The organism is Candidatus Parvarchaeota archaeon (genome assembly GCA_016866895.1).
Taxonomy (GTDB): Archaea; Micrarchaeota; Micrarchaeia; order Anstonellales; family VGKX01; genus VGKX01.
Map to the genome: position 1 here is coordinate 1 of VGKX01000101.1, position 4,688 is coordinate 4,688.

The following is a 4,688-nucleotide window of genomic DNA, read 5'->3' on the forward strand; positions in this document are numbered from 1 at the left end:
AAAGAGCCTGCGAATCTTCTACCAGGCGCGCGCTTTCTTTATTTTGTCTGGGCAATTATAACCACATCTGCAGTGTTTTTTAGGGCAACAGAAAACCCAGGCTCAGCCCCTATGATAATCGTTTCCTTTCCAAGCTCTTTTGCCTTTACAAGAACCGGCCTAAAATCAATGTCGCGTGTCATCAGCGCAATTGTGTGTATTGCGGGGTTGAAGACCTGCTCCATTGCCTCAACTGCCATTGTCACATCCACGTCCCCGGTGGTTATCACAGGCTGGAAGCCCTGGTTGACCATTGCCTCAATCAGCTTGTCTGATGCGTACTGGTCAAGATAAATCTTTGACACTTTTAGCGTGCCGTGCTTTTGCACAGCCTTTTTCACAAAATCCAAGTCTATGTTCATCTCGCGCCTGATTACATTTGGCCCATCAACCAGAAGCGCAATGTTCCTTCCCTTCTTGTCCTTTGCCTCAAACATGGCCTTGAATTTCTCAAACATAAAAAAGCACCTTTCTTTCCAGCCGCCTCCCCCAAACAATCAAATCCAATAAAACCTGATTGCATTTTCGCAGGAGGCTTTTTTCACGCAGTCCAGGCTTTCCCCTGTGGCATCTGCAATGATTTGCAGGGATATGTTAATATCGCTTAGGGTCTTCGTCGTTCCAAGATACGGGGAATCGGTTTCTACAACAAACTTTTCAAGGCCTGATTTTCCCTGCTGCTTGCCTTGCTCAAACACCGCCTTTATCGCCTTTTTCCTCTCCTTTGAGCGCATTGGCGGAATCGAGATTATCCCCCCAAGGCTGCAAGCCCTAAGCGCGTCCTCTGGTTTTCCGGAAAAGCAGTGCATCATGAAATCAAGCTTTTTGCCTTGTTTTGCACATTCTTTTTGCGCTTTTTCAAGCTCGTCAAGCGTTTCCTTCATTGCATCCCTGCAGTGTATGACTACAGGCAAGCCTATCTTTGCAGCAAGCCCAAGCTGCGCCCTAAATGCAACATACTGCCTGTCCTTTTCAACTTGTGTTTTTGCCCAGTGGAAGTCAAGCCCGATTTCGCCAATGGCATTTGGCTTTGAGGCCATGATGAAATCAATCCAGAGCGGCATTTTTTCATCAAGATTTTCGTGCTTCATCGCCTCCTGGGGCGCAATTCCGCAGGACAGGCAGATTTGCTGCGGGTTTGCATCCCGTATTTTTTTGTTTTGCATGTTTGATTCGCTTGAGTAGCCTGATGTGGCAACGAAGTGTCCGGGGTCAATCGCAACCGCCATGCCGGCCTTTTCAAAGCTTTCCAGGTGGCAATGGGCGTCAAAAACCAGGATTTTTGCATTATCCATGCTATCAACTGCCTAAATCATCTTTATAAAAGCTTTCTGCGCATAAATTCCACAAGCTGGATGCTTATTTTCAATAAGGTATTTGGCAAGGTGAAAGACAGAAAATGTCTTGAAGGGTACGGGAATCAGTTTCGCTGCAAAAAGCCTTATCTCATAGAGGCTGCAGCCAATACTTCAATTAACAACAAGTCCCGTGCTTGAACCTATCACAGGTGAATCATTATGGAGAAATTGTTCGCGTCGGCAAAAGAGCTAAAAGAAGGCAAATATGTCCTTATTGACGACATACCGTGCAGAGTTGTCTCAATAGATTCGTCAAAGCCCGGAAAACACGGGGCTGCAAAGATGCGTGTTGTTGCAATCGGCATTTTTGACGGGCAGAAAAAGACGCTTCTCGTCCCATCTGACGCAGACGTTGAAGTCCCGATAATCGAGCGCCAGACTGCCCAGATAGTTTCTGTCACAGGCTCGGCAGTGCAGCTTATGGACACGACTTCCTTTGAAACCTACGAGCTTGCAATCCCGTCGGAGCTTGCATCGGAAATAGAGCCGGGCAAGGAGTGCGAAATCATGGCCGCAATGGGGAGGCGCTCAATAACAAGGGTGACAAAGGCATAGAGAAAAAAATTGCAAAACCGGCAGCAAAAAACCAAACAAGCAAGAAACAAAAACCAAACAAGCAAGAAACAAAAACCAAACAAGCAAGAAACAAAAACCAAACAAGCAAATAAGACGTAACAATCCAAAGCATTTATTCCGGGTGTTAATATGGAAATGAGCATTGATTCAAAAACAGAAAACAAGCTTTTTGACAGGGTTGAAGTCAGCTTCAGCGTCCAGTTTGAAAAGTCAACTCCAAGCAGAAAGGAGATAAGGGAGGAGCTTGCAAAGCACACTGGTGCCTCAAGCGACCTGATAGTTATAGGGCGCCTTGGAACCCAGTTTGGGAAAAGAAAGGCCAACGGGCAGGCAAGCCTTTACAAAAACAAGGAGGCGCTTTTGAAAAGCTCCAGCCACCTGCTGCAGCGCGACGGGCATGTTGAAAAGAAAAAGAGGGTGAAGGTGAAAAAGGCGACGGCGGCTGCAAAGCCCTCGTAAGGCCCTTTTCGCAGGCGTTCCAATAAAACCATTCAATTCCAAATCATTTTTTGAGGGGTTAATCTATGGCTGATGCTGATGCAAAAAAACCACAGAAGAAAAAGGCCTTCAAGCCTTATGGCGCAGGCAGGCATTGCCCTAAATGCGGTCCTGGCACAAAGCTTGCAGCCCACAAGGACAGGTCCTCGTGCGGCAAGTGCGGCTACTTTGAGAAAAAGCAATAGGCAGGCTTTTTTTGCGCCAACACCCCTGCTTGGGGTCCTCACATTTGGCCTTGCGCTATTTCTTGCAATCAAGCTGCTTGGCATAGAGCCAGCATCGCAAAAACTGCTTTTTGTTGCAAGCGGCGCAATGCCACTTGCCAAAGTCGGACTTATGCCGCTTGCTCTTCTTTTTGCGTTTCTTTGCGCAAGCTTCGCGTCACTGGCCTTCATTGCCTTCAGGCACGGCATTTTGCACGCCCTTTCAGGCGCCGCACTCAAGCTGCTTCTCTCGGCAACCTTTTACTTTGTCCAGGTGCTTGCAATTGCGGCAGTCCCTCTGCTTTTGCTTTGCGCCACGGCATACTTTTTGCAGCTAAAAGGAATAAGCGGACGACAGCTTGCACTTGAGCTTGGGCTTGCAAGCCCAGACTTGCGCCGCAGCTCTGTTCAGGGCCTGCTTCTCTACATTTTCACAATTGCGTTTGTTGTTGCCGCAGGGCTTGCAATCTCTGCCGCCGGCCTGAATGATTCCAAAAACGTTTACCTCAAAGTTTCAAGCCTCCCTATTGAGGCTCTTGTAGTTGCAATCATCCTCTCTCCGCTAGCCGAGGAAATATTTTTCAGGGGCTTTTTGCTCAAAAGGGCGGGAATGCTTGCAACAAGCATCATATTCGCCATGGGCCATCTTGCCTACTCCTCAATTTCTGAAATCCTGCTTGCCTTTTCAATAAGCGTGATTTTCTGCGCGGCCTATTTGCGCTGGAAAAACCTTTATGGCCTAATCCTGGCCCACGCGCTTTTCAACCTTACCTCAATTGTTATAATGCTGGCCTTGCGAAACTATCTTGCATAAAACTCAGCAGGCATAATGCGGCTTTGCCGCGGCTTGCAAGGTGCGGCCATGCAGCCTGTTTTCAGGTGAATTATGACATGTTCTGTTTAGGAATTGAAAGCACTGCGCATACCTTGGGCATTGGGATTGCACAATACACTGGCAGCACTGGCAAGAAGGCGGCAGGGGCGCAGGGGCGCTTGCACAAGTCAAAGCCAATCCCAATAAAGCCAGGGCATCTTTCAATTCTTTCCAACTGCCTTGACATGTACAGGCCTGTCAGGGAAGGAATTGTCCCAAGGAAGGCTGCAGACCACCACCAGCAGGTTTTTTCCGATATTCTTTGCGGGGCGCTTGACAAGGCAGGAGTCAAGCTTGGAGAAATTGACCTGTTCGCCTTTTCGCGCGGGCCTGGCATTGGCCAGTGCCTGAGGGTCAGCTGCGCGGGGGCAAAGTATCTTGCGGCAAAGTGCGGCAAGCCGATAATCGGCGTCAACCACTGCCAGGCTCATCTGGCTGTCTCAAAATGGCACTGCGGTTTTGTTGACCCGCTTTACCTTTACGTTTCAGGCGGCAACACCCAGATAATCAAGGAAATCGGAGGGCATGTTGCGGATGGGCGCGCAAATCCTGCATGCGGATTTGGGGCAAGTTGCTACCAGGTGCTTGGCGAAACACTTGACATTGGAATCGGCAACCTGTTTGACGGCTTTGGGCGCGCAATGGGCCTCAAGCACGCACACGGCTCTGCTGTTGCCAAGGCGGCGGAGGGAGGAAAATACGTTGAGCTTCCATACACAGTCAAGGGCACCAACATGGCGTTTTCAGGGCTTCTTACTGCATCCCAAAAGCTTCTTGCAAGGCACAGCAAAAAGGATGTGGCATACTCTCTTATGGAAACTGCGTTTGCTGTTGTGTGCGAGGCTACGGAGCGGGCTGCATACCTGGAAAAAAAGAGGGAGCTTGTAGTCTGTGGCGGGGTTGCACAAAACCTGCGGCTTTGCAGCATGCTTGAATCACTTTGCGCCCAAAATAATTGGAAGTTTGGCGTTGCCTCGCCAGAACTCAACCGCGACAATGGGGCAATGATTGCGCTTACCGGCCTGAAAAACCATCTTGAGGGCGAAAGGCTGCCAATGAAGGGGGCAAAGCCTGACCAGAACTGGAGGATAGATTCTTCTTGAAAAACCGGAAGATTGCGCTAACCAAAAAGTAGGTCTT

The 4,688-nt window shown here is 49.0% G+C and carries 7 protein-coding genes; 5 read left to right on the forward strand and 2 right to left on the reverse strand.

Annotated elements, in window-relative coordinates:
• Window positions 1-38 precede the first annotated feature (38 nt).
• Window positions 39-497: a TIGR00288 family NYN domain-containing protein gene (locus tag FJZ26_04335; protein ID MBM3229631.1), complete on the reverse strand. Its 459-nt coding sequence runs from the start codon at window positions 495-497 to the stop codon at window positions 39-41.
• Between the two features lie 39 nt (window positions 498-536).
• The gene (locus FJZ26_04340) at window positions 537-1,334 is read right to left on the reverse strand and encodes a TatD family deoxyribonuclease (GenBank protein ID MBM3229632.1); all 798 of its coding nucleotides are present in this window, start codon (window positions 1,332-1,334) and stop codon (window positions 537-539) included.
• A 222-nt stretch (window positions 1,335-1,556) separates the two neighbouring features.
• Here FJZ26_04340 and FJZ26_04345 point away from each other — a divergent pair, with 222 nt between their 5' ends.
• The 5 genes from FJZ26_04345 to tsaD all read left to right on the forward strand — a co-directional run bounded on the left by FJZ26_04345 (window position 1,557) and on the right by tsaD (window position 4,651).
• Complete coding sequence (locus FJZ26_04345; protein MBM3229633.1) at window positions 1,557-1,952, forward strand: translation initiation factor IF-5A; 396 nt, start codon at window positions 1,557-1,559, stop codon at window positions 1,950-1,952.
• Window positions 1,953-2,102: 150 nt separating this feature from the next.
• Entirely contained in the window at window positions 2,103-2,432 is a 330-nt protein-coding gene (locus FJZ26_04350) for a hypothetical protein (GenBank protein MBM3229634.1), read from the forward strand.
• Window positions 2,433-2,497: 65 nt separating this feature from the next.
• Window positions 2,498-2,656 (forward strand): 30S ribosomal protein S27ae, encoded by a 159-nt coding sequence (locus FJZ26_04355; GenBank protein MBM3229635.1) that lies wholly within the window; start codon window positions 2,498-2,500, stop codon window positions 2,654-2,656.
• Window positions 2,550-3,488, forward strand: a complete 939-nt coding sequence (locus tag FJZ26_04360; protein MBM3229636.1) for a CPBP family intramembrane metalloprotease — start codon at window positions 2,550-2,552, stop codon at window positions 3,486-3,488. Before FJZ26_04355 ends, FJZ26_04360 begins: the two co-directional genes overlap by 107 nt.
• A gap of 77 nt (window positions 3,489-3,565) precedes the next feature.
• Window positions 3,566-4,651: a tRNA (adenosine(37)-N6)-threonylcarbamoyltransferase complex transferase subunit TsaD gene (gene tsaD / locus FJZ26_04365; GenBank protein ID MBM3229637.1), complete on the forward strand. Its 1,086-nt coding sequence runs from the start codon at window positions 3,566-3,568 to the stop codon at window positions 4,649-4,651.
• The last annotated feature ends 37 nt before the right edge of the window (window positions 4,652-4,688 follow it).